This is a genomic window from Microbacterium jejuense, from assembly GCF_039544225.1.
Lineage (GTDB): Bacteria > Actinomycetota > Actinomycetes > Actinomycetales > Microbacteriaceae > Microbacterium > Microbacterium jejuense.
In genome coordinates this window covers 462,256-485,468 of the sequence record NZ_BAABLG010000001.1, presented here as the reverse complement: position 1 = coordinate 485,468, position 23,213 = coordinate 462,256, and the positions used below count along the sequence as shown (strand labels likewise).

Genomic DNA, 23,213 nt, shown 5'->3' with positions numbered 1-23,213 from the left:
GTCAGTCCCCTGTTCGTTCGGGCCGTGCGATCTGGAAGTCGAACACCGAAGTGTCGAAGTGGTTGTACTGCTCGTAGTCGATGAGGTCGTAGAGGTCGGCGCGATGCTGCATCTCGCCGAGCTTCGAGGTCAGGTGGCCCTCCTCGACGAGCGTATCGAGTGCACGGGATGCCGCGCCCATCGCGATCCGCAGGAGCGAGACCGGCCAGATCACGATGTTCACGCCGACGTCCCTCAGCTGGTCGACGCTGAACAGGTCGGACTTTCCGAACTCGGTCATGTTGGCGAGGATCGGCACGTCCACGGCCTTGCGGATCGCTTCGAACTCGCCGAGCGTGCGCATCGCCTCGGGGAAGACGGCGTCGGCTCCGGCATCCACGAGCGCCTGGGCGCGCCGGATGGCGGCATCCATTCCCTCCACGGCGCGGATGTCGGTCCGCGCCATGATCAGGAAGGTCGGATCCCGCCGCGCGTCGGCGGCGGCGCGGATGCGCTTGATCGCGGTGTCCTCGTCGACCACGGCCTTGCCGTCGAGGTGCCCGCACCGCTTGGGGTTGATCTGATCCTCGATGTGGGTGCCGGCGATCCCGGCGTCTTCGAGGGTCTGGATCGTGCGGGCGACGTTCATCGGCTCGCCGAAGCCGGTGTCGGCGTCGATGATCGCCGGCAGGTCGGTCATGCGCGCGATCTGCTGCCCGCGGCCGGCGACCTCGCTGAGCGTCGTGAGGCCGATGTCGGGCAGGCCCAGGTCGGCCGAGAGCACGGCGCCCGAGATGTACACGCCCTCGAAGCCCTTGCGCTCGATGAGCCGCGCCGACAGCGGGTTGAACGCGCCGGGGAAGCGCAGCAGCTCGCCCGAGGCCAGCCGCTCGCGCAGCAGCCGGCGCTTCTCGTGCGCGGGCACGGTGGAGTACAGCATCAGAACAGCCCCTTGGGCGCCGGAGCGCCGGCCAGCACGCCGAACGCCGCGACGATCGTCAGCTGCTGCACCTCTTCCGGCGTGAGTTCGGGCAGGCGCTGAGCGAGGTCGAGGAACCGCTCGATCTCGGCTGCTTCGAGCACCGGCTCCGCGAGCAGGCGGAACTTTCGCACGTAGTCCTCGCGCGCGAAGGGCCGGGCGCCGAGCGGGTGCGCGTCGGCCACGGCGATCTCGTCCTCGACCACGGTGCCGTCGGTCAGGCGGATCTCGATGCGACCGCCGAACGCCTTCTCGTTCGGGTCCTCCGAGTGGTAGCGGCGGGTCCACTCCGCGTCCTCGGCCGTCGTGATCTTGTGCCACAGCGCCACGGTGTCTTCGCGACCCGCGCGCTCGGGGGTGTACGAGTCGACGTGGTGCCAGCCGCCGTCCTGCAGCGCGACGGCGAAGATGTACGGGATCGAGTGGTCGAGCGTCTCGCGGGATGCCGTCGGGTCGTACTTCTGCGGGTCGTTCGCACCCGAGCCGATGACGTAGTGCGTGTGGTGCGACGTGTGCAGCACGATCGACTCGACATCGGCCGTGTCGAACGAGGCCTCGTTGTGGAGCTTGCGGGCCAGGTCGATCCAGGCCTGCGCCTGGTATTCGGCCGAGTGCTCCTTCGTGTACGAGTCGAGGATGCCGCGCTTGGCCTCGCCGGCACCGGGCAGCGGCACCTCGTAGGTGGCGTCGGGTCCGTCCAGCAGCCACGCGATGACGCCGTCCTCGCCCTCGTAGATCGGCGACGGCGACGTCTCGCCGCGCATCGCGCGGTCGACGGCCTCGACCGCCATCTTGCCGGCGAACGCCGGGGCGTGCGCCTTCCACGTCGAGATCTCGCCCTTGCGGGACTGCCGCGTCGCGGTCGTCGTGTGCAGCGCCTGGCCGATCGCCTGGTAGATCGTCTCGACGTCGAGGCCGAGCAGCGTGCCGATGCCCGCGGCGGCCGACGGGCCGAGGTGTGCGACGTGGTCGATCTTGTGCTTGTGCAGGCTGATCGCGCGCACCAGGTCGATCTGGATCTCGTACCCGGTCGCGAGGCCGCGCACGAGCGCGTGGCCGTCGGCGCCGACGTGCTGGGCGACCGCGAGGATCGGCGGGATGTTGTCGCCCGGGTGCGAGTACTCCGCGGCGAGGAAGGTGTCGTGGTAGTCGAGCTCTCGCACGGCGACGCCGTTGGCCCAGGCCGCCCATTCGGGGCTGGTCTTGCGGTCCAGTGCGCAGCCGAACACCGTGGCGCCCGAGCCGCCCACCGACACCGCGTGGTCGAGCGCCTGCTGGCGGGCCGCACTCACGGGCGCGCGGGTGAGGGATGCCGCGGCCACCGCCGCGTTGTCGATGACGCGGTTGATGATCATGTCGACCACGTCGGCGTCTACCTCGACCGGGTCGGCCGCGATCTCGGCGAGGTGCCAGGCCAGCTGGCCCTCACGTGCGAGGTTCTCGTCGCTGCGGTGCACGCGGAGGTGATGGATGACGGTCATGACGCGCCTTTCTGGTCGAGTTCGAGGGCACCGAGGATGCTCTCGAGCGCGTTGTGAAGATGGACGTGGGTGGCGTGCGCGGCGAGGTCCGCGTCGCGCGCCGCGATAGCGGACGCGATGAGTCGGTGCTCCGAGACGGATGCCGCCAGCCGGGCGGGGTTGTCGCGGGCGAGTCTGCGCACCCGCACGAGGTGCGTGCGCACCGTCCGCAGTGCGGCGGTGAGGTAGTCGTTCGCGACCGCTGCGTCCAGCGACGCGTCGAAGCGGGCGATCAGGGCGTAGTAGCCGTCGGCGCCGCGGGCGGTGCCGAGGTCGACCCGCGCGAAGTCGTGTGCGAGGGCGGCGAAGGCGGCGGCATCCCCCCGCTCGGCGGCGAGCCGGGCGGCGGATTCCTCGAGGGCGCGACGCACCTCGAAGATCTCGCGGATGTCGCCCGCATCGATCGCGGTGACCACCGTGACGCGCGGGGACTGCTGGGCGACGAGCCCGTCGGCCGCGAGGCGCCCGAGCGCTTCGCGCAGCGGCGTGCGGCTGACGCCGAGGCGCGCGGCCTGGTCGACCTCGCCGAGCACCGTGCCGGGGCTCAGCACGCCGGACTGGATCTCTTCGAGAAGGGTCGCGTACGCGCGGTCACTCGCCCGCATCCGCACCACCTCCTCGTCACGCACCTCGGTCAGTGTATACATAAACTCCTGCGAGGGGCCAGCCGGAGCGGCGTCTACCCTCTCACGGTATACAACAAGCCGTCGGGCGTATGGATAGCGTGAGGAGTATTCACGAAATTGTGAAACCGGCGTAGCGTCAGCCGCATGTCCACAGTCATCCGCACCAGCGGCCTCACCAAGCACTACGGCCGCGTCCACGCCCTCGACGGTCTCGACCTGACCGTCGACCAGGGCCAGATCCACGGGTTCCTCGGACCCAACGGAGCCGGCAAGTCCACCACCATCCGCATCCTCCTCGGGCTCGCCCGCGGCACCAGCGGCGAGGCGACCGTCTTCGGCAAGGATCCGTGGAACGACAGCGTCGAGCTGCACCGCCGCATCGCGTACGTGCCGGGCGACGTCAGCGTATGGCCGAACCTGTCTGGCGGCGAGGCGATCGACTTCCTCTCGCGCCTGCGCGGCGTCGGCAAGCGTGAGAGCGCATACCGCACCGAGCGCCAGCGGCTCATGGAGGCCTTCCAGTTCGACCCGCGCAAGAAGGGTCGCGCGTACTCGAAGGGCAACCGCCAGAAGGTCGCGCTCATCGCCGCGTTCGCGGTGCCCGCCGACCTGTACATCCTCGACGAGCCCACCAGCGGCCTCGACCCGCTGATGGAGGTCATGTTCCGCCGCGAGATCGCCCGCGTGAGGGATGCCGGCGCCACCGTACTGCTGTCGAGCCACATCCTGTCCGAGGTCGAGCAGCTGTGCGACCGGGTGTCGATCATCCGCGCCGGTCGCATCGTCGAGTCCGGCACGCTCGCCGAGCTGCGCCACCTCACCCGCACCGAGATCTCGTTCGAAGGCAGCGACGCCTCCGCGGCGGCGGGCATCGCCGCAGCCCACGACGTCTCCGTCGAAGAGGGACGCGTGAAGTTCACTGTCGACAGTGACGCCGTGGCGGCCACCCTTCCTGCGCTGGCCCAGCAGCAGGCCGCCGGCCTGCGGATCGCGCCGCCGTCGCTGGAAGAGCTGTTCCTGCGCCACTACGGCGACGAGCTCGCCGCCGACGAGGCCGCCCAGGACGGTGCGGGCACGTCCGGCGACCGTGAGACCGCGGGAGCGTCGCGATGACCGTTCCCTCCCTGCTGCGCCAGCGGATGCGCCGCGACTGGCTGCAGCTGACGCTCTGGATCCTCGGCACCGCTGCGCTCGCAGCCTCGGCCGTGAGCGGCGTCGAGCAGTCGTACGGCACACTGCAGGACCGGCAGGAGGTGCTCGTCGCGGTGGCGGCGAACCCCGTCATCATGCTCTTCCGCGGCCTGCCCTCGGGCGCCGAGCGGCAGGCGTTCACGCTGTTCCTGATCCTGCCGTTCCTCGCGATGATGGCCGCGTTCATGTCGTCGTTCCTCGCGGTGCGGCACACCCGCGCCGAAGAGGAGCTCGGTCGCGCCGAACTCGTCTCGGCGACGCCGGCCGCCCGCACCGCGCCGACGATCGCGACGATCCTCCACGGTGTGACCGCCAACGCGATCCTCGCCGTGCTCGTGATCGCGGTGTACGCCGGCTCGGGCTTCGACACCGCGGGCTCCGTCATCGCCGGGGTCGCCGCGGGCGCGGTGGGGCTCGTGTTCCTCGGCGTGGCGCTGGTCGCCGCCCAGCTCATGCGCACCTCGCGCGGGGCGAACTCGCTGTCGGTGTGGGTGCTGATCATCACGTTCCTGCTGTCGGGCATCGGCAACGCGCTGGGCACGCCGTCGGAGGATCTGCAGCGCATCGAGAGCTCGTGGCTGACGTGGCTGTCACCCTTCGGCTGGGCCGAGAACGCCCGCCCGTTCGCGGATGACGCCTGGTGGCCGGTCCTGCTGTGCCTGGGCACCGGTGTCGTGCTCACGGTGCTCGCTCTCGTGCTGCAGCCGCTGCGCGACGTCGGCGAGAGCTTCATCGCCCAGCGCCCCGGCCGCCTGTACGCGCACGCCTCGCTGTCGGCGCCGATCGGGCTGGTGTGGCGGCTGAGCCGCGGCTCGCTGGTCGGATGGTGCGTGGGCGGCCTGCTCACCGGCCTGCTGTCGACGAGCCTCGCGTCGGTCGTCAGCGATCTCGGCACCGACATCCCCGCGCTGCAGAACGTGCTGTCGGCGCTGTCCGACAACGGCAGCCTGCAGGCCGGCATGGTCGTCATCTTCTTCCTCATCGTCGGCGTGCTCGCCGCGTGTGCGGCCGTGCAGACGGTGTCGCGCGCCCGGCAGGAAGAGACCCACGGCACGGCCGAGCTCGTGCTCGCTGCGCCGGTCGGCCGCGTGCGGTGGCTCGGCGGGTACCTCCTCATCGCGTTCGCCGGCGTGCTCGCGGTGTGCGCCTTCGGCGTGCTGGGCGCGTGGCTCGGCGCGCTCAAGGAGGGCGACACCGACCTCGTGCGCGACGCGGTGCTGGCCGGCTTCGGGCAGGCTGTCGCGGCATCCGTGTTCCTCGCGATCACGGCCTTCGTCTTCGTCGTGGCTCCGCGCGTGACGATCGCGCTGGCGTGGGTGCTCGTGCTGGGCGGTCTGATGCTGGGCCTGTTCGGCGCGCTGTTCGCACTGCCGGATGCCGTCATCAACCTGTCGCCGTTCACGTCGGCCCCCACCGTCGACGGCGGGGACCTCGACATGAAGGGCGGCTGGTGGCTGCTCGGAGCGACCGTCCTGCTCGCGGGCGGCGCGCTCGTGCTCATGCGGCGGCGCCAGCTGGCCACGAACGGATAGCCTCGACGGAGGGGGTGCGGATGCCAGCGGAGCACGCGGGAGTCGAGGCGGCCGAGCAGTCGGCCGCCATGCTCGCGGCCGTCGGCATGCCCCGCATGCCGGCGCGCGTCATGATGGCGCTCGCCGGCGCCCCCGACGACGGCTACACCGCCGCCGACCTCGCCGAACGGCTCGGCGTCTCGGCCGCGGCGGTCTCGGGTGCCGTGCGATACCTCGTCTCGCTGCGCCTCATCCACCGCCGATCGCGGCCGGGTGATCGGCGCGATCGCTACGATCTCACCGAGGACGCCTGGACCGGCATGATCGCGGCGAACGCCCCGCTGTACGCCAACCTCGCCGGATACCTCGACCGCATCGCCGACGAGAATCCGGCACCGGCCTCGGCGGCGAGGGCGCACGACATCGCCGACTTCCTGCGGTACCTGTCGGTGCGGATGCCGCAGCTCGCCGCCGAGTGGCGGTCCGAGCGCGGCGGGACCGAGCCCGAGGCCGGCGACGTCGCCACGGCCGGGTAGCCTTGCCCGAGTGACAGACGCGCCCCGCTACATCGTTGCCACCGACGGAGCCTGCAAGGGCAACCCCGGCCCGACCGGGTGGGCGTGGGTCGGCGAGGACGGTCACTGGGCCGCGGGCGCCATCCCCGTCGGCACGAACAACATCGGTGAGCTGATGGGGCTGCTCAAGGCCATCGAGGACCACGCCGACGTCGCCCAGCTGACCGTGCAGGCCGATTCGAAGTACGCGATCGACACGTACACGAAGTGGATGGACGGTCACCGCCGCCGCGGCTGGAAGACCTCGACCGGCGCCCCCGCCAAGAACGTCGACATCCTCGAGCAGCTCATCGCGGCGCGCGACGCCCGCCGCGCCGCGGGCCTGCCCGATGTCGTGCTCGAGCACGTGCGCGGGCACTCCGGCCACGTGCTGAACGCGTGGGCCGACGAGCGCGCGGTGCGCGCGTCCGAGCACGCGGCCAAGGGCGTCGCGAGCGCGTGGTCGTCGCTCGGCGCGCAGGACCGCATCGACGTCTCGGCGCGCCCGAAGAACGGCCGCTGACCGCCGCGCGTCAGAGCTGCGCGCGGTACTCGCGCCAGGCCTCGCCCAGGCGGCGCATGCCCTCGTTCAGCACGGGCTCGGGGGCGGTGTACGGCAGCCGGATGTGATCGTCGTACGTGATGGATGCCGTGAACTCGGTGCCGCCGGCGACCGAGACGCCGTGCATCGCGGCGACACGCGCGAACGCCGTCGCCGACCCGACCGGCAGTCGCGCCCACATCGCGAGGCCGCCCCGCGGCGGGGTCGCCTGCCAGCCCGGAAGGTGCTCGTCGATCGCCGCCGCGACGTGAGCCGCGGCCACGGCATGCGTCTCGCTCACCGCGAGACGCAGCGCGCGGGCCTCGTCGACGAGGTCGAGGGCGAGCAGCTGCGCCGGCACGCTGGTGGACTGGTCGACGAGCTGCCGCACGCTGCGCAGGCGGCGCACCAGCACCGGGTCGGCCCGCAGCCAGCCCACCCGCAGTCCTGACCAGCACCACTTCGACAGCGAGTCGACCACGATGACGGGAGCGTCGGGGCGCAGCGCGGCGAGCGTGGGAGGCACGACGCCGTCGAACGAGATGTGCGCCAGCACCCGGTCTTCGAGCACCGGGACGCCGTACTCGGCCGACAGGTCGGCGACCCGCTGGCGGCCCACGGCCCGCAGCCGCGTGCCGGTCGGGTTGTGATGGTGCGGGTTCACCGCGATGAGCACGGGCCGCAGCGCGACGATCGCCGCCTCGAGCTCGTCGACGTCGATGCCGTCGGGCCCGATCGTGATGCCGTGCACGCGACCGCCGCGCCGCCGCACCGAATCGGCGAGTCCGGGCCAGGTGACCGACTCGGTCAGCACGATGTCGCCCGGCGACACGAGCTCGTCCACGACGAGGCTGATGGCCTGCTGCGCGCCGTGCGTGACGAGGATCTGCGCTGCCGTGGCGGGCGTGCCCTCCTCTTCGAGCAGCGCGGCGACGCGTGCGCGCAGCATCGGCAGGCCCGCCGGATCGGTCTCGGCGAGCGTCACGGGGTCGAGCACCGGGGTGTGCGCGCGCACGACGTCGAGCGCGGGCTGCGGCATCGCGGGCACGGCCCGCAGCAGGTCGATCCCGGACGGCAGCGCCGAGAACAGCCCCTCGCCGCGCGCCGTGCGTTCACGCGCGGGCAGCGCGGCGGTGTGATGCCCCGCGACGCGGGTGCCGCTCCCCTGCCGCCGTTCGACGAGGTCGTCTTCGGCGAGCAGCGCGTAGGCGGCCACGACGGTGCCGCGCGAGACAGAGATCGCGGTCGCGAGGCCCCGCTCGGGCGGCAGCCGATCCCCGGGACGCAGCTCGCCGCCCTCGACGAGTGCGGCGATCGCCTGCGCCAGCCGGACCGTCAGCGTGCCGTCGCCGTGGGCCCATCGTCCGAGACGCGCGGCGAGCCGGGATGCCTCGACCGTGCCGCCGAGGGCCACCCGATGGTCCACCAGCCGCTCATTGGCCCTGTCGGCAGTCGTCATGACACCGCATTCTGGTCCAATGTTCCGCACTCACACCAGCGTTCTCGCCCCGGTCGGTCCAGTTTCTGCCGATTGGACCATTCGCGAACTGATGGCGTGGATCGCGGCCGACGATGCCCGCTGCCACGACGAGGCGTTGCGCATCACGCTCACGGCGATCGAGGCGTCGCTGACCGGCGCAGAGGTCGAACACCTGCGCCCGGCCTCCGTCGTCGCCCTCGTACGGGCGATCGCCGGCCACCTCCGGCGGCACCCGTCGGCGGGTGATCGGCGGGTGAGCGCGCACGGCGCACTGCTGACCGCGGCGGACCGGCGCGTGGTGCCCGCACGCGCCGCGAACGCCCGGGCAGCGGCATCCGCTCTCGTCGTCCTCGGCTGAGCCGCTCGAGGCCGACAGGTCAGCCGGCGTCGGTGGTGCCCTCGTACAGCGCGATGGTGTTGCCGTCGAGGTCCTCGATCACCGCCCACCAGCTCGTGGGCGAGATCTCGCTCTTCTCGGTCAGCACCTTGCCGCCGGCGTCCTTCGCCTTGGCGAGGGTCTCGTCGATGGAGTCGACCTCGACGTACGAGCGCGGCTGTGTGAAGCCCTCGTCGCGCGGCGCGAGTCCGCCGCCCGAGATCTTGTTGGGCGCCTGCCACATGGGGTAGCCCTCGAAGCCGGGCACTTCTGCGATCTGCCAGCCGAACAGCGCCGTGTAGAACGCGCCCGCCTTCTCGAAGTCGCTGACCGGGATGTCGATGTGGGTGATGTCGCCGTGAGCCATGGTGGGTCCTCTCGTGCATTCGACCCGGTCAGTCTCACCCCGTCGTCACCGCCGCACAAGGCCCCCTTGGGGTCAGCCCTCGGGAGGAGCGGATGCCGCGGCCACGTGCGCGGCGAGGGCATCGAGTGCGGGGCGCTGGCCCTTCACGAGGCGGTCGCGGGCGGCATCCAGTCCCGCCCATTCGACGCGGTCGACCTCGGGGAAGCGCGCCAGGCGGCCCGACCGCGGCGGCCACTCCAGCTCGAACTCGCCGAACTCGAGGCCGTCGAGAGACAGCGCGGACCCCTCGGCGACGAACACCGTCACGCGCTTGCCCGAGGAGTACGCGAAGGTGCCGAGCTCGGCGTACGGCGGCGCGGGCGGATCGATGCCGAGCTCTTCGCGGAACTCGCGTCTCGCGGCATCCAGCGCGCTCTCTTCAGCCTCGTCGTACTCGCCCTTCGGGATCGACCAGGCGCCGGCATCCTTGCTCGCCCAGAACGGTCCGCCCATGTGTGCGATGAGCACCTCGAGGTCGGGCACGAGCCGGTACAGCAGGACGCCGGCGCTGGTCGTCACCATGGTCAGACCAGCCGGGCCTTCGGCGACACCGTGTAGGTGTCTTCGGCGTCGCGGTAGACGACGTCGCCGAGGGCGGTGTCGATCGCGGCCAGGGTGTCGGCGTCGAGCACGACGCCCGAGGCCTTGACGGTCTCGGCGAGCTGCTCGGGACGGGATGCCCCCACCAGCGCCGACGCCACGTTCTGGTTCTGCAGCACCCACGCGATCGCGAGCTGCGGCATCGAGAGCCCGGCCTGCTCGGCGATGGGCTTCAGGCGCTGCACTGACTCGAGCACCTCGTCGCGCAGGAACGACTTGATGAAGTTGGCGCCGCTCTTCTCGTCGGTCGCGCGCGAGCCGTCGGGCAGGGGCTGACCGGGCAGGTACTTGCCCGACAGCACGCCCTGCGCCATCGGCGACCACACGATCTGCGAGATGCCGAGCTCCTCGGACGCCGGCACGACCTTGCCCTCGATGACCCGCCAGAGGGCCGAGTACTGCGGCTGGTTCGAGATGAGCTGCACGCCGTAGCTCTTGGCGAGCGCCTGGCCCTCGCGCAGCTGCTCGGCGGTCCACTCCGAGACGCCGATGTAGAGCGCCTTGCCCTGGCGGACGACGTCCGCGAAGGCCTGGAAGGTCTCTTCGAGCGGCGTCTCGTAGTCGAAGCGGTGCGCCTGGTAGAGGTCGACGTAGTCGGTGCCGAGGCGCTTCAGCGACCCGTTGATCGACTCGAAGATGTGCTTGCGGCTCAGTCCGGTGTCGTTCGGGCCCTTCGGCCCGGTCGGGAAGTAGACCTTCGTGAAGATCTCGAGCGACTCGCGCCGCTGGCCGGCGAGCGCCTTGCCGAGCACGACCTCGGCGGCGGTGTTGGCGTACGTGTCGGCCGTGTCGAACGTGGTGATGCCGGCGTCGAGCGCCGCGTGGACGGTCGCGATCGCGGCGGAGTCGTCGACCTGCGAGCCGTGGGTGACCCAGTTGCCGTAGGTGATCTCACTGACCTTGAGACCGCTGTTTCCGAGATATCGGTAGTTGACCATGAGAAAACGCTACCCGCCCCGGCGGGCATGCCGGGGCGGGTAGACGTTCGACGACACGCAGCGTCAGAGGACGGGGGCGGTCTCTCCCTCGCTGGCGTCCTCGCTCGGCTCGCTCGCTTCGCCGGGCTCGCCGACGCCCTCGGCCTCGGCCAGCAGCCGCGCCTCTTCGTCCAGGTCGGCTGCGGCCTGCTCGAACTGCGAGTTGTACAGGCGGAAGTACGCGCCCTTCGCTGCGATCAGCTGGTCGTGCGTGCCCTGCTCGACGATGCCGCCGTTCTCCATCACGAGGATGAGATCGGCGTCGCGGATGGTGGACAGGCGGTGCGCGATGACGAACGAGGTGCGTCCTTCACGCAGCGCCGCCATCGCGTGCTGCAGAAGCAGCTCGGTGCGGGTGTCGACCGACGAGGTGGCCTCGTCGAGGATCAGCACCGAGGGCTGCGCGACGAACGCACGTGCGATCGTGATGAGCTGCTTCTCGCCGGCCGAGATGTTCGACGCGTCCTCGTCGAGGAGCGTGTCGTACCCGTCGGGCAGCGAGTGCACGAACCGGTCGACGTACGTCGCCCGCGCGGCGGCGAGGATCTCGTCGTCGGTGGCGTCGGCGCGGCCGTAGCGGATGTTCTCGCGGATGGTCCCTGCGAACAGCCACGGGTCCTGCAGCACCATGCCGGTCTCGGCACGGATGTCGCGGCGCGTGAGCTCCGCGATGTTCTGCCCGTTCAGCAGGATGCGGCCGCCGTCGAGCTCGTAGAAGCGCATCAGCAGGTTGACGAGCGTCGTCTTGCCGGCGCCCGTCGGCCCCACGATCGCGACAGTCTGGCCGGGCTCGACCCGGAACGACAGGTCGTGGATGAGGGGCCGCTCGGGCGAGTACGAGAACGCGACGTCCTGGAACTCGATCGTGCCGTCGCCCTCGGCCGGTGCCGGGGCGTCCGCGGCGTCGGGCTCCTGCTCGGGCTCGTCGAGCAGCTCGAACACGCGCTCGGCCGACGCGGTGCCGGACTGCACGACCGCGGCCATGCCGCCGAGCTCGGCCAGCGGCTGCGTGAACTGCTGCGAGTACTGGATGAAGGCCTGCACGTCGCCGAGCCGCAGCTGGCCGCCGGCGACCATGAGCGCACCGAAGACCGCGATGCCCACGTAGGTCAGGTTTCCGATGAACATCATCGCCGGCATCATGATGTTCGAGAGGAACTGCGCCTTGAACGAGGCCTGGTAGAGCTCCTCGTTCTCGTCGCGGAACGCCTCGCGCGAGGCCTGCTCGCGGCCGTAGACCTTGACCAGGGCGTGACCCGAGAACGACTCCTCGACGCGCGCGTTGAGGCGGCCGACCTTGCGCCACTGGATGCCGAACGCCTTCTGCGAGCGCGGCCCGATGACGCCGAACAGCACGCCCATGAGCGGGAAGCTGATGAGCACCACCAGCGTGAGCTGCCACGAGATGGTGAGCATCATGATGAGCACGCCGATGACGGTCAGCACGCTGGTCAGCGCCTGCGACAGCGACTGCTGCATCATCTGCGTGATGTTGTCGATGTCGTTCGTGACGCGCGAGATCAGTTCGCCGCGCTGGACGCGGTCGAAGTAGCGCAGCGGCAGGCGGTTGATCTTCGCCTCGACGTCCTCGCGCAGGCGCCACATGACGCGCACCATGATCACGTTGATGACGTAGCCCTGCAGCCACATCAGCAGCGACGAAGCGAAGTACAGCGCGAGCACGATGAGCAGCACGCGGCTGAGGGCCATGAAGTCGACCCCGGCTCCGGGTACGAAGTGCTCCATCGCCGAGACCATGTTGGCGAGGTCCTGCTGGCCCTGCGCCTCGAGGCCGGCGACGACCTGCTCCTTCGTGGCGCCCGCGGGAGCGAGGGACGATACGACGCCCTCGAACAGGATGTTGGTCGCCTCGCCGAGCACCTTCGGCGACAGCACGGCGAGCACGACGCCGATCGAGCCGAGGAGCGAGACGAACACGAACGCCCAGGCATTCGGGCGCAGCAGTCCGATGAGCCGGCGGAACGACGGCCAGAAGTGCGCGGCCTTGCCCGGTGCGACGGCGCCGCTCCAGTCGTCGGCCGCGATGCGGGCCTGCTCGCCGAGTTCGATCTCGGCCTTCTCTTCGGCGCTCAGCTCGGCGACGGCCTTGCGCACGCGCCGGGTGGTCTTCTCGTTGGTCGAACGCTGTTCGTCGCTCATCGGGCGACCTCCGCTCCGAGCTGGGATTCGACGATCTCGCGATAGGTCTGGCTGGTCTCGAGCAGCTGCTCGTGCGTGCCCATCCCCACGATGCCGCCGTCATCGAGGACGACGATCCGGTCGGCGTCGGTGATCGTCGAGACGCGCTGGGCGACGACGATCTTGGTGACCTCGGGAAGCTCGCGCCACAGCGCCTGCCTCAGCCGCGCGTCGGTGGTGAGGTCGAGCGCCGAGAACGAGTCGTCGAACACGAGCACCTTCGGCTGGTGCACGATGGCACGCGCGATGGCGAGCCGCTGGCGCTGCCCGCCCGACACGTTCGTGCCGCCCTGGGCGATCGGAGCGTCGAGTCCGGCCTCCATCTGGCTGACGAAGTCGCTCGCCTGCGCGATCTCGAGCGCGCGCCAGAGCTCGGCGTCCGTCGCATCCTCGCGGCCGAACCGCAGGTTCGAGGCGATCGTGCCCGTGAAGAGGAACGGCCGCTGCGGCACCAGGCCGATCGTGCTCCACAGCGCCTCGAGGTCGGCCTTGCGCACGTCGACCCCACCGACCTCGACCACGCCGCCGGTGACGTCGAACAGTCGTGGGATCAGCGAGATCAGGGTGGTCTTGCCGGCGCCGGTGGAGCCGACGATCGCGACGGTCTCGCCGGCCGCCGCCCGGAAGCTGATGCCCGACAGGATCGGGTGCTCGGCGCCCGGGTAGGTGAAGGCGACGTCGCGGAACTCGATGGTGCCCGGCGCCGGGAACTCCGAGACCGCGTCGGCCGGACGCGCCAGCGACGAGTGGGTGTCGAGCACTTCGCCCACGCGCTCTGCCGAGACCGCGGCGCGCGGGATCATCAGCGTCATGAAGCTCGCCATCATCACGCCCGAGAGGATGATCATGGCGTACTGCATGAACGCGAAGAGCGTGCCGATCTGGATCTCGCCGCTGTCGACCTGCATGCCGCCGAACCAGATCACGCCGATCACGGTGACGTTGAGGATCAGCATGACGGCGGGGAACAGCACGACGAACAGCGAGCCGACCTTGCGGCCGACGACCATGATGTCGGTGTTGGCCTCGCGGAAGCGCTCCTCTTCGATGGGCTCGCGCACGAATGCGCGGATGACCCGGATGCCGGTGAGCTGCTCGCGCATCACGCGGTTCACGCCGTCGAGCTTGCCCTGGTAGCTGCGGAACAGCGGCACCATGCGGGCGATCACCAGGCCGGCGACGACGAGCAGCACGGGCACCGAGATCGCGATGATCCACGCGAGGCTCGCGGCCTGCTCGATCGCCAGGATGATGCCGCCGATCGCGAGGAGGGGCGCCGTCACCAGGAAGGTGGCGCCCATCATCGCGAGCATCTGCACCTGCTGCACGTCGTTGGTGTTGCGGGTGATGAGCGAGCCGGCGCCGAAGCCGGTGACCTCGCGCTCGGAGAAGCCCGAGACACGTTCGAAGATGTCGTCGCGGATGTCGCGACCGAGCTTCATCGCGGCGCGCGCGGCGAACCAGGTGGCGATGATGGAGGCGACGATCTGCCCCAGCGACACCGTCAGCATGACGATGCCGGTGCGCCAGATGTAGTCGGTGTCGCCCTTCGAGACGCCGTTGTCGATGATGTCGGCGTTGAGACTCGGCAGGTACAGCGAGGCGATGGCCGAGGCGGACTGGAACAGCAGGACGCCGAGCAGCAGCCAGCCATATGGTTTGAGATATCGGACGAGGAGTTTTGCCAGCACGAGGATCCCCTGGGGCGCGGAAAAGCACGCGGAAGTGCGCGCTTCGAGGTGGTGTGTTCCCACCCTGGCACGAGCCGCCGACATCGCGGCAGGCCCGTTCGCGGAGGGCGGATTGTGGACGCGGGATGCCGTGGCCGCCGACATCCGCCCGTCACAGTAACACGATATATCGTGATTTGTGAAGAGTGGATGCCGCTGCCCCGGCTCCTCGCGCGGCCGGGTGCGGCATCCATTCTTCACGGGTCAGCGCGCGGCGAGCCACTCCTCGTACGTGACGTCGTCGATCGCGGCGTCGCCGACGGGCACCAGGCTCGTCTCGCCGACGACGCGGCCGAAGTACCCGGCAGCCGGGTCGACGACGAGCGAGCGGGCGTCGCCGCGGGCGGCCAGGTCGCGCCGCAGGAAGTCGCCCAGCGGCGCCCGCTCGGGCCCGGCGACGTCGACAGCACCGCCGGCGGGCGCCTCTGCCGCGTCCGCGAGAGCGCGTGCGACGGCCTCGGCCGCCACCGGCTGCATCAGCGCCGTGCCGATGCGCACCTCGCCGTCGACGGTGCTCGCGTCGGCGATCTGCGGAAGGAACTCGAAGAACTGGGTCGCACGCACGATCGTCGAGGGCACGGGGCTCTCGGCGACCAGCCGCTCCTGCACGACCTTGCCGGCGAGGTATCCGCGCGCCTCGGGGTTGCGGTCGATCCCGACGATCGACAGCGCGACGTGGTGCGCGACGCCCGCCCGCGCCTCGGCCGCGAGCACGTTGCCGGTGGCGGCCGTGAAGAAGTCGATCACGCCCTGCTCGTCCCACGCCGACGACTCGGTCGCGTCGACGACGGCGTCCGCACCGGCGAAGGCCTCGTCCAGCCCTGTGCCCGCGACGGCGTCGACGCCGGTCGAGCGCGAGGCCGCGACGGCCTCGTGACCGCGCTCGGTCAGCAGCGCCACCACTCGCGCGCCGATGCGTCCCGTTCCACCCAGCACCACGATCTTCATGAGTCACTCCAAACTCGGATTGATGTTGTCCGAGTTCAATCTACTCGGACAACCTGTATCCGAGTCAAGTAGTGTTTCTGACATGAAGATGTCGGGTGGAGTCGAGTGGGCGGTGCACTGCTGCGTCGCGCTCACCGGCGTGACCGAACCGGTTCCCGCCGCGACGCTCGCGCGACTCAACGACGTCTCGATGTCGTACCTGGCCAAGCAGATGCAGGCCCTCGCGCGGGCCGGGCTCGTCCGCTCCGTGCAGGGCAAGTCCGGCGGCTATGTGCTGACGCGGCCGGCCGCCGAGATCTCGGTGCTCGACATCGTCCTGGCGATCGAGGGCCGCGAGCCGCAGTTCGTGTGCACCGAGGTGCGCCAGCGCGGGCCGCTGGCGGCATCCCCCGAGGACTGCCTGCGCGCGTGCGCCGTCCACCGGGCGATGCTCGCCGCCGAGCAGGCCTGGCGCACGTCGCTGGCCGGCGTCAGCGTCGCCGACCTGGTCGCGACAGTCGACCGGGACTCGGGCCCCGATGTGCTGTCGCGGGTGCGCGGCTGGCTGGTCTCACCCACGTCCTGAGCTGCGCCGCCCCACCTCTCGCTCGGTTCGTTCGTGCAGAAAGCGGGAGGGGATGCCGGGCGCCCGGCATCCCCTCCCCGAAGGCTCAGCGGGTCAGGCCTCGCCGCCCTGGGCGATGTCGGCGCGCTCGCGCCAGCTGCGGGCGGTGACCTTGTCGAGGGCCACCTGCTTGCGCAGGGCGTCGGCCTGCTCGTAGAGGGTCGGGTCGCCGTAGCTCGTCATCGCCTTCACCAGCACCGGCAGCAGCTCGATCATGAAGAACAGCCCGGCGATGAGCCAGTGCGCCCACATCAGGGTCGGCTCACGCTGCGACAGGCGCTCGAGCCCGCTGATCTGGCTGAGCAGACCGGTCGCCCCGGCGTTGCCGCCGGCGATCTCGGCGGCCCGTGCGTTGTATGCCGCGAGCGCGGTCTGGTACTGCTCGCGCGCCGAGGGCAGCTCGTCCTTGGCCTGCTTCTTGTTCTGCGCCTCCGACGCTCCGGCGTCGGCGGTGCCGGCGGACTGCGCGTCGGCGAGATCGGCCTGTGCGGTGCGGAGCTTGGTGGCCAGATCGTCGTACGACGCCTGAGCGGCGGCGAGCTGGTCCTTCGCCGCCGTCGAGCTCGCGCCCTCGCCGGCGACGCCCGTGCAGCCGGCCACCTCGCCGGCGCCCTGGCCGGTGAGCTCGCACTGATAGATCGCCCGCGCCTGGTCGATGACCGTCTGCTGCGCGGCGAGCTTGGCGGTGAGGTCGTCGACAGTCGCCTGCGCCGAGGCCGTGGCCGCCGAGGTCGTGTCGGCGCCGGCCACCACGCCGCTGGCCGCCTGGCTCTCCAGCGTCGAGACACGCTCGCGCGCGGCATCCAGAGCCTTCTTCTCGGGGCCGGAGGTGACGGCGTCCTGATCGGACTGGGCCTGCACGAGGTTGGTCGCGTTGACCTCGCGCGCGATGTCGCTGTGGAACACCTGCAGCACGAGCGGCTCGGCGACGACCATGCCGATGATGGCGGCCATGATCACTCGCGGGATCGCCATCCCGATGAGCTTGCCGATGTTGCGCGTGGAGCGCATCGTCGAGGTCAGGAAGCGGTCGAGGTTGAAGATGATGAGCGCCCACACGATCGCGAGCGGCACCGCGAACCATGCCGCGACCCGCACACCGGTCATGAGGGCGAACATCATCGAGATCGCCGAGACGAGGGCGGTGCCGGCGAGCACGAAGAACATCTGCACGAAGCGCGACGTCTCGGTCGGCACCTGGTCGAGCACGCTGCCGTCGGCGCCGCCGAGGATGGCCAGGCGCCGCCAGCCGGATCCGGGCACGCGCTCGCGCGTGACGCGCGGCTGCTTCGGGGGCTTCGGCGGCTTCACGGGGGTGACCGGCGGTGCCGGCTCGCTCGGCGCGTCCTCGGAGGGGGATGCCTCGCCCACGGCGCCCCAGTCGGCAGTGGCCGGCATCACGACGGTGTCGGCCTGGTCCGCCTCGGACGGGGCGGTCACCGCCACCGGCTGGGTCGGGTTCATCGCGAGCGCGTCCTCCAGAAGGTCGCGCGTCGCGGGGTACGGGTCCTCGGGGCCGTCGTCCGCGGTGTCGGCCACGGCGGGCGTGTCGGGAGCCTCGGCATCGGCGTCCTGCGCAGCACGCGCCTGCGCGGCGCGGACGTCATCGACGTACAGATCCTCGGGCTCGGAGCCCGGTGTCTCGAACTCGATACGGCCGTCGGAGCCGAACCTGCCCGGCCGATGTGCGGAGTAAGACATCCGAACACCGTACGCACGCCACCTGGACGACTGGTGCATGAATGCCCAGCGCAGCCCGGCGGAGGCCGGTGGATAGTGGATGCCGGGCGCCCGGCATCCACGGCTCTCAGACCTCGAGCGGCGTGACGGCGGCGACCGCCTCGTCCTCCTCGGTGGCGACGAGCTGACCGCACGCGCCGTCGATCTCTTTGCCGCGGGTGTCGCGCAGCGTCGTGGGGATGCCGGCGTCGTTGAGGCGGCGCACGAACTCGTTCTGCACACTGACGTCGGAGGCGGTCCAGATCGAGCCGGGCGTCGGGTTCAGCGGGATCGGGTTGACGTGCACCCAGCCGCGGCCGCGGTCGTTGAGCTTCTTGGCCAGCAGGTCCGCGCGCCACGCGTGGTCGTTCATGTCTTTGATGAGCGCGTACTCGATCGAGACGCGACGGCCGGTCTTGTCGAAGTAGGCGCGGGCGGCGTCGAGGGCCTCGTCGACCTTCCAGCGCGAGTTCACCGGGATGAGCTCGTCACGCAGGGTGTCGTCGGGCGCGTGCAGCGACAGCGCGAAGGTGACCGGGATGTCTTCGTTCGCGAGCTTGGTGATCGCAGGCACGAGGCCGACAGTGGACACCGTGATGCCGCGGGCGCTCATGCCCATGCCATGTGTCTTGTCGGTCATGACGCGGACCGCCTGCATGACGCGGGCGTAGTTGGCGAGCGGCTCGCCCATGCCCATGAACACGATGTTGGACACCCGCTCGGCGGAGTGGTCGTCCTTCTTCTTGCCGCCGAGGCCCCCGTCGGCGATGAGGCGGTTGGCGCGCACGACCTGCTCGATGATCTCGGCCGCCGACATGTTGCGCGTGAGGCCGGCCTGGCCGGTCGCGCAGAACGGGCAGTTCATGCCGCAGCCGGCCTGCGACGAGACGCACAGCGTGATGCGGCCCGGGTAGCGCATGAGAACGGACTCGACGAGAGCACCGTCGTGCAGCTTCCACAGGAACTTGATCGTGTCGCCGCGGTCGGTCTCCAGGCGCCGCACCTCGGTGAGGAGCGCCGGCAGCATGCCGTGGACGAGCTCCTCGCGCCCTTCGGCCGGGAGGTCGGTCATGTCGGCCGGGTCGTGCGTCCAGTGCTGGAAGTAGTGCTTCTCGAGTTGCTTCGCGCGGAAGCCCGGGAGCCCCAGCTCCTTGAGCTTCTCGACGCGCTGCGCGGGGGTGAAGTCGGCGAGGTGCACGGGCGGCTTGCCGCGCTTGGGGCTCGCGAACTGCAGCAGCGGGCGGCCCTCGGCATCCTTCTGCTGGGTCCAGCCCTCGGTCGCCGGCCGGACCTGGCGGGGCTTGGTGGAGCGCACGGGCGAGGACTCGGTCATGCCTTCCAGCGTACGCGGCGAGTCTGGACGAACCCGAGAGGTCGGATGCTGCAGACGACAGCCTCTGGTGCACGCGGCGAGTTGGTGCCATTCTGACCCCAGCGGTCCGCGGGGAACGCCGTCTGGGAACGGTGCCGGGCCCGAACTGGGGAAGGGGAACGGCACTGGGCGCGCACGTGACGGCGGCGGCGCTGACGCCGCGACTGCTCCACGGTCTGAGCGACCTCGAGCAGCAGATCCTGCGCGTGGACGGCACGGCCGTGGTGGTCGACATCTCGGGCTTCACGACGCTGTCGGAGCAGCTGGCCGCGGCCGGCCGCGAGGGCACCGAACAGCTCATCGCCACGCTGTCGCGCATCTTCACGGTGCTGCTGCCGGCCACCGACGACGGCGGCGACGTCGTCAAGTTCGCCGGCGACGCGCTGTTCCTCCTGTTCACCGGCGACCAGCACGCGCGTCACGCCGTGCACGCCGCCTGGAACATGAACCGCGTGCTCACCGCGATCGGCGACATCCACCTTCCGCTCGCCCGCGCGAAGCTGCGGATGTCGGTCGGCGTGCACTCGGGGACGTTCGAGTTCGTCCTCACCGGCGATCAGAACGTCAGCGCGATCCTCACGGGTGGTGCGACCTCGCGCGTGCTCGAGCTGCAGAGCGCCGCCGAGGCGGGGAGGATCCTCGTCAGCGACGAGACGGCCGCCGTGCTGCCGGCCGCCCAGGTCGCGGCCGCGGAGGGCGTCACCGGTGCTCACCGCCTGCTGCGCGCGGGCTCGGTGGCGACCGCGTCGCTGATGGCGCTCTCGGTCGGGCGCACCGACGCGGCCGAGCGCTTCCTGCCGCGCGCCTTCGCGGAACGCCCCGATCTGCTCGGCGCCGAGCCCGACCACCGCTGGGCGGCGATCGCGTTCGTGCAGGTGTCGGGCCTTCCCGACAGCGTTGAGCCGGAGGACCTCGAGCGGATGTCGCTCCTCACCGCGCTCGTGGAGCAGACCGCGGCCGACACCGGCGTGACCCTGCTGGACGTCGATCCGGCGCCGGGCGGCTACCGCTACTTCCTCACGGCGGGAGCGCCGACGACGGTCGAAGACCCGGAGGGCCGCCTGATCACCGCCGTCCTGCGGATCGTGCAGAACGCGCAGTCCGGATCACTGGTGCGCGCGGGCGTGACGTCCGGACGGGTGTTCGCAGGGTTCGTCGGAGCGTCGTTCCGCCAGACGTACACGGTCATGGGCGATCCGACGAATCTCGCCGCCCGCCTGACCGCCAGGGCCGAACCCGGTGGAGTCCTCGTCACGCGCTCGGCGCTGGAGCGCTCCGGACGGGCCTTCGAGACCGTCGACGGCGGGGAGATCACCGTCAAGGGCAAGGCGCAGTCGATCCCCGTCGTCGCGGTGACGGGCGCGGCGGCCGCCGGCGCGCTCGACGCCTTGAGCGCCTTCATCGCGCGCGAGAGCGAGCTGGCGCAGCTGCGTGAGGTGCTGGATGCCGCCGAACGCGGCGTGGGCGGCGTCGTGACGGTCTCGGGACCGGCCGGCATCGGCAAGTCGCGCCTCGTGGCGCACGCGCTCGAGGCCACCGAGCTGCCCATCCTGCGCGCACACGGGGATCGCTACGGGATCTCGACCGCCTACAGCGCCGTCTCGTCGCTGCTGCGCCCGCTGCTGGACATCCCGATCGCCGCGGACGCCGCCACGGCTGGTGCGATGCTCACCGCCGCGGCGACACGGCTCGATCCGCAGCTGGTGCCATGGCTCCCCCTGCTGGCCCCCGCCGTCTCGGCAGCGGTCCCGACCACCCCGGAGGTCGACGCCCTCGACGACGCCTTCCGCTCCGAACGTGCCACGGCGGTCATCGGCGAGCTGATCGAGCTGCTGACCACGCGGAACGGATGCCTCGTGCTGGAGGACGCGCAGTGGATCGACCCGGCATCGGCCGGCGTGCTGAGCGAGGTCATCCGCAACGACCGCCGCCACGGCGTCGTCATCGTGCGCCGCGACGAGACGGGCGGCCTCGAACTGGACGGCCGGACCATCGCGCTCGGACCGTTCTCGGACGACGACACCGCCGACCTGATCGAGGGCATCGCCGGGCGCCGGCTGCTCCCGGCCGATCTCCGCCCGCTCGTGCGCCGCTCGGGCGGCAATCCGCTGTACGCGATCGAACTCGCTGCGGGCCTCGCGACCGGCCGCGACGCCCTGGCGATCGAGCAGCTCGTCGGCGAGCGGATCGATGCGCTGAGCGAGGCCGACCGGACTACCCTGCGGCGCGCGTCGGTGCTCGGCACCCGCATCCCGCTCGGACTCTACGTCCGCTGCGTCGGCGTGCCGATGATCTCGGGCGAGCTGGCGACGATGCTCGAGCTGGGCGTGGACGGCGTGTCGTTCCGCAGCGAGCTGTTCCGCGATGTCGCCTACGCGCAGCTCAACTTCCAGGCCAAGCGGGAGCTGCACCGCGCGGCCGCCGCCGCGATCGAGGCCGATCGATCGGCGGCGGGAGCCACGCGCGACGCGATGCTCGCCCACCACTACCAGGCGGCCGGCGACTGGGGTGCGGCGCGCGAGGCCGCCGTCCGCGCCGCCGAGAACGCCGAACGCGCCTTCGCTCTCGAAGAGGCCGTCCACGCGTACCGGGTGGCCGTCGAGGCGGCCCGGCGTGAGCCGGCCGGCGCCGACGACCTGCCGGAGCTCCTCACGGCGCTCGGGCGGGTCAGCCTTGCCGGCGGGTGGGCCCAGGAGGGCCTCGACGCCTTCTCGCACGCACGCAAGCTCGTCACCGACGCCGTCGAGCGGGCGCGGCTGGATCGGGAGCGCGCGTTCGCGCTGAACGTGCTCGGCCGCCCGGTCGAGGCGGTGCGCGCCCTGCGCGCGGCCCGGCGCGGGGTGGCCGGAGTCGGCGACGCGGCGCAGAGCGTGCTCGCGGCCGTCGCTGTGACGGAGTCCGGCCTGCGCCTGCGTCAGGGCAAGTGGCAGGAGGCGCGCAGCCTCGCCCAGGAGAGCATCGGCATCCTCGCCGGTCACACCCTCGAAGACGATGCGAAGGGCGTGCTCGCGGACGCGTACCGGTACCACGACATCGCGTCCGGCGAGCTCGAGGGCGACCAGGCGATCCAGTACACCCAGCTCTCGCTCGAGCTGTACGACCAGATCGGCGACGAGCTCTCCAAGTCCAAGGTGTACAACCTGCTGGGGGCGCGCGCGTACTACCGCGGCGAGTGGAGCCTCGCGATCGCGCTCTACTCCCAGGCGCAGCTCGCCGCCGAGAGTGCGGGCGACGTGGTCGGGGCAGCCATCGAATCCGTCAACGCCGCCGAGGTGCTCGTCGACCAGGGCCGCGTCCTCGAGGCGCGTCCGCGGATGCGCGACACGATGCGCGTGTTCGAGGCATCCGACAATCCCTATCTGATCGCGATCGCGACGGCGTTCTCGGCGCGGGGCCACCTTCGCGCGGGAGATCCCGATGCCGCCCGCGCCGACTTCACGCGCGCCGCCGAGCTCTTCTCGACGCTCGACGACAACGACTGGGCGCGCGACAACCGCATCCGGCTGGCCGAGACCGAGCTGGATGACGGCGAGGTCGACGCGGCACGCACGATCCTCGACGGGATCGGCGACGAGGCGACGGGTGCCGCACTGAGCCGGCTGCTGCGCCAGCGCGCCCGACTCGCCCGACGGGACGGCGACCCCGACGCCGCAGCAGCGCTGACGCGCGAGGCCATGGCGGCGGCATCCGCTCTGCCCTATGAGCGCGCGCTGTCCATGGCGCAGCTGGCCCGGTGGAGCGAGCCGCCCGACGATGCGCTGGCCGCCGAGGCCGAGCGGATCCTGACCGGCCTCGGTGTCGTCGACCTCGAGCCGGTCCTCGCCGCCTCTTCCGACCCGTCCGCCGGAGCGGGGCACGGACGATGAACCACCCGTGCTCCGGCACCCGCTGCGCCCTTCCG

19 protein-coding genes are annotated in these 23,213 nt (G+C 71.2%); 7 read left to right on the top strand and 12 right to left on the bottom strand.

The window, feature by feature from the left end:
• Position 1: 1 nt before the first annotated feature.
• Genes prpB through ABEA46_RS02105 form a run of 3 tightly spaced genes read right to left on the bottom strand, consistent with a single transcriptional unit; the run spans position 2 to position 3,083 of the window.
• On the bottom strand, positions 2 to 919 hold the full coding sequence (gene prpB, locus ABEA46_RS02115; protein ID WP_345542673.1) for a methylisocitrate lyase: 918 nt from the start codon (positions 917 to 919) through the stop codon (positions 2 to 4).
• Positions 919 to 2,439, bottom strand: a complete 1,521-nt coding sequence (locus tag ABEA46_RS02110) for an MmgE/PrpD family protein (RefSeq protein WP_345542672.1) — start codon at positions 2,437 to 2,439, stop codon at positions 919 to 921. The genes prpB and ABEA46_RS02110 overlap by 1 nt, the downstream gene beginning before the upstream one ends.
• Complete coding sequence (locus ABEA46_RS02105) at positions 2,436 to 3,083, bottom strand: GntR family transcriptional regulator (RefSeq protein ID WP_345542748.1); 648 nt, start codon at positions 3,081 to 3,083, stop codon at positions 2,436 to 2,438. The genes ABEA46_RS02110 and ABEA46_RS02105 overlap by 4 nt, the downstream gene beginning before the upstream one ends.
• Positions 3,084 to 3,248: 165 nt before the next feature.
• Here ABEA46_RS02105 and ABEA46_RS02100 point away from each other — a divergent pair, with 165 nt between their 5' ends.
• From ABEA46_RS02100 to ABEA46_RS02085, 4 genes are read left to right on the top strand one after another with little or no spacing between them, the layout of a single operon-like run.
• Complete coding sequence (locus tag ABEA46_RS02100) at positions 3,249 to 4,217, top strand: ABC transporter ATP-binding protein (RefSeq protein WP_345542671.1); 969 nt, start codon at positions 3,249 to 3,251, stop codon at positions 4,215 to 4,217.
• The gene (locus ABEA46_RS02095; RefSeq protein WP_345542670.1) at positions 4,214 to 5,827 is read left to right on the top strand and encodes an ABC transporter permease; all 1,614 of its coding nucleotides are present in this window, start codon (positions 4,214 to 4,216) and stop codon (positions 5,825 to 5,827) included. The genes ABEA46_RS02100 and ABEA46_RS02095 overlap by 4 nt, the downstream gene beginning before the upstream one ends.
• 20 nt (positions 5,828 to 5,847) lie before the next feature.
• Complete coding sequence (locus ABEA46_RS02090) at positions 5,848 to 6,342, top strand: GbsR/MarR family transcriptional regulator (protein ID WP_345542669.1); 495 nt, start codon at positions 5,848 to 5,850, stop codon at positions 6,340 to 6,342.
• A gap of 10 nt (positions 6,343 to 6,352) precedes the next feature.
• Entirely contained in the window at positions 6,353 to 6,883 is a 531-nt protein-coding gene (locus ABEA46_RS02085; RefSeq protein ID WP_345542668.1) for a ribonuclease H family protein, read from the top strand.
• 10 nt (positions 6,884 to 6,893) lie between these two features.
• On the opposite strand, the gene ABEA46_RS02080 is transcribed toward ABEA46_RS02085, so the two are convergent.
• Positions 6,894 to 8,360 carry an aminotransferase-like domain-containing protein gene (locus ABEA46_RS02080; protein WP_345542667.1) on the bottom strand — a complete coding sequence of 489 codons (1,467 nt, stop codon included), beginning with the start codon at positions 8,358 to 8,360 and terminating at the stop codon, positions 6,894 to 6,896.
• Between the two features lie 91 nt (positions 8,361 to 8,451).
• On the opposite strand from ABEA46_RS02080, the gene ABEA46_RS02075 reads away from it, so the two are divergent.
• Positions 8,452 to 8,739, top strand: a complete 288-nt coding sequence (locus ABEA46_RS02075) for a hypothetical protein (RefSeq protein ID WP_345542666.1) — start codon at positions 8,452 to 8,454, stop codon at positions 8,737 to 8,739.
• 19 nt (positions 8,740 to 8,758) lie between these two features.
• Here the strand turns inward: ABEA46_RS02075 and ABEA46_RS02070 are convergent, their stop codons facing one another.
• From ABEA46_RS02070 to ABEA46_RS02045, 6 genes are all read right to left on the bottom strand, one after another.
• Entirely contained in the window at positions 8,759 to 9,124 is a 366-nt protein-coding gene (locus ABEA46_RS02070) for a VOC family protein (protein ID WP_345542665.1), read from the bottom strand.
• A 72-nt stretch (positions 9,125 to 9,196) separates the two neighbouring features.
• Positions 9,197 to 9,685 (bottom strand): NUDIX hydrolase, encoded by a 489-nt coding sequence (locus tag ABEA46_RS02065; RefSeq protein ID WP_345542664.1) that lies wholly within the window; start codon positions 9,683 to 9,685, stop codon positions 9,197 to 9,199.
• 2 nt (positions 9,686 to 9,687) lie between these two features.
• The gene (locus ABEA46_RS02060) at positions 9,688 to 10,701 is read right to left on the bottom strand and encodes an aldo/keto reductase family protein (protein WP_345542663.1); all 1,014 of its coding nucleotides are present in this window, start codon (positions 10,699 to 10,701) and stop codon (positions 9,688 to 9,690) included.
• A 63-nt stretch (positions 10,702 to 10,764) separates the two neighbouring features.
• Positions 10,765 to 12,900: an ABC transporter ATP-binding protein gene (locus ABEA46_RS02055; protein ID WP_345542662.1), complete on the bottom strand. Its 2,136-nt coding sequence runs from the start codon at positions 12,898 to 12,900 to the stop codon at positions 10,765 to 10,767.
• Positions 12,897 to 14,630: an ABC transporter ATP-binding protein gene (locus ABEA46_RS02050; RefSeq protein ID WP_345542661.1), complete on the bottom strand. Its 1,734-nt coding sequence runs from the start codon at positions 14,628 to 14,630 to the stop codon at positions 12,897 to 12,899. Before ABEA46_RS02050 ends, ABEA46_RS02055 begins: the two co-directional genes overlap by 4 nt.
• Positions 14,631 to 14,873: 243 nt before the next feature.
• Positions 14,874 to 15,617, bottom strand: coding sequence for an SDR family oxidoreductase (locus tag ABEA46_RS02045; RefSeq protein ID WP_345542660.1), 744 nt, complete (start codon positions 15,615 to 15,617; stop codon positions 14,874 to 14,876).
• An 82-nt stretch (positions 15,618 to 15,699) separates the two neighbouring features.
• Between ABEA46_RS02045 and ABEA46_RS02040 the strand changes: the two genes are divergently transcribed.
• Entirely contained in the window at positions 15,700 to 16,182 is a 483-nt protein-coding gene (locus tag ABEA46_RS02040) for an RrF2 family transcriptional regulator (RefSeq protein WP_345542659.1), read from the top strand.
• A 93-nt stretch (positions 16,183 to 16,275) separates the two neighbouring features.
• On the opposite strand, the gene ABEA46_RS02035 is transcribed toward ABEA46_RS02040, so the two are convergent.
• Positions 16,276 to 17,922 (bottom strand): DUF4407 domain-containing protein, encoded by a 1,647-nt coding sequence (locus ABEA46_RS02035; protein ID WP_345542658.1) that lies wholly within the window; start codon positions 17,920 to 17,922, stop codon positions 16,276 to 16,278.
• 106 nt (positions 17,923 to 18,028) lie between these two features.
• The gene (rlmN, locus tag ABEA46_RS02030) at positions 18,029 to 19,273 is read right to left on the bottom strand and encodes a dual-specificity RNA methyltransferase RlmN (protein WP_345542657.1); all 1,245 of its coding nucleotides are present in this window, start codon (positions 19,271 to 19,273) and stop codon (positions 18,029 to 18,031) included.
• Positions 19,274 to 19,449: 176 nt separating this feature from the next.
• Here rlmN and ABEA46_RS02025 point away from each other — a divergent pair, with 176 nt between their 5' ends.
• The gene (locus ABEA46_RS02025; protein ID WP_345542656.1) at positions 19,450 to 23,178 is read left to right on the top strand and encodes an AAA family ATPase; all 3,729 of its coding nucleotides are present in this window, start codon (positions 19,450 to 19,452) and stop codon (positions 23,176 to 23,178) included.
• Positions 23,179 to 23,213 lie beyond the last annotated feature (35 nt).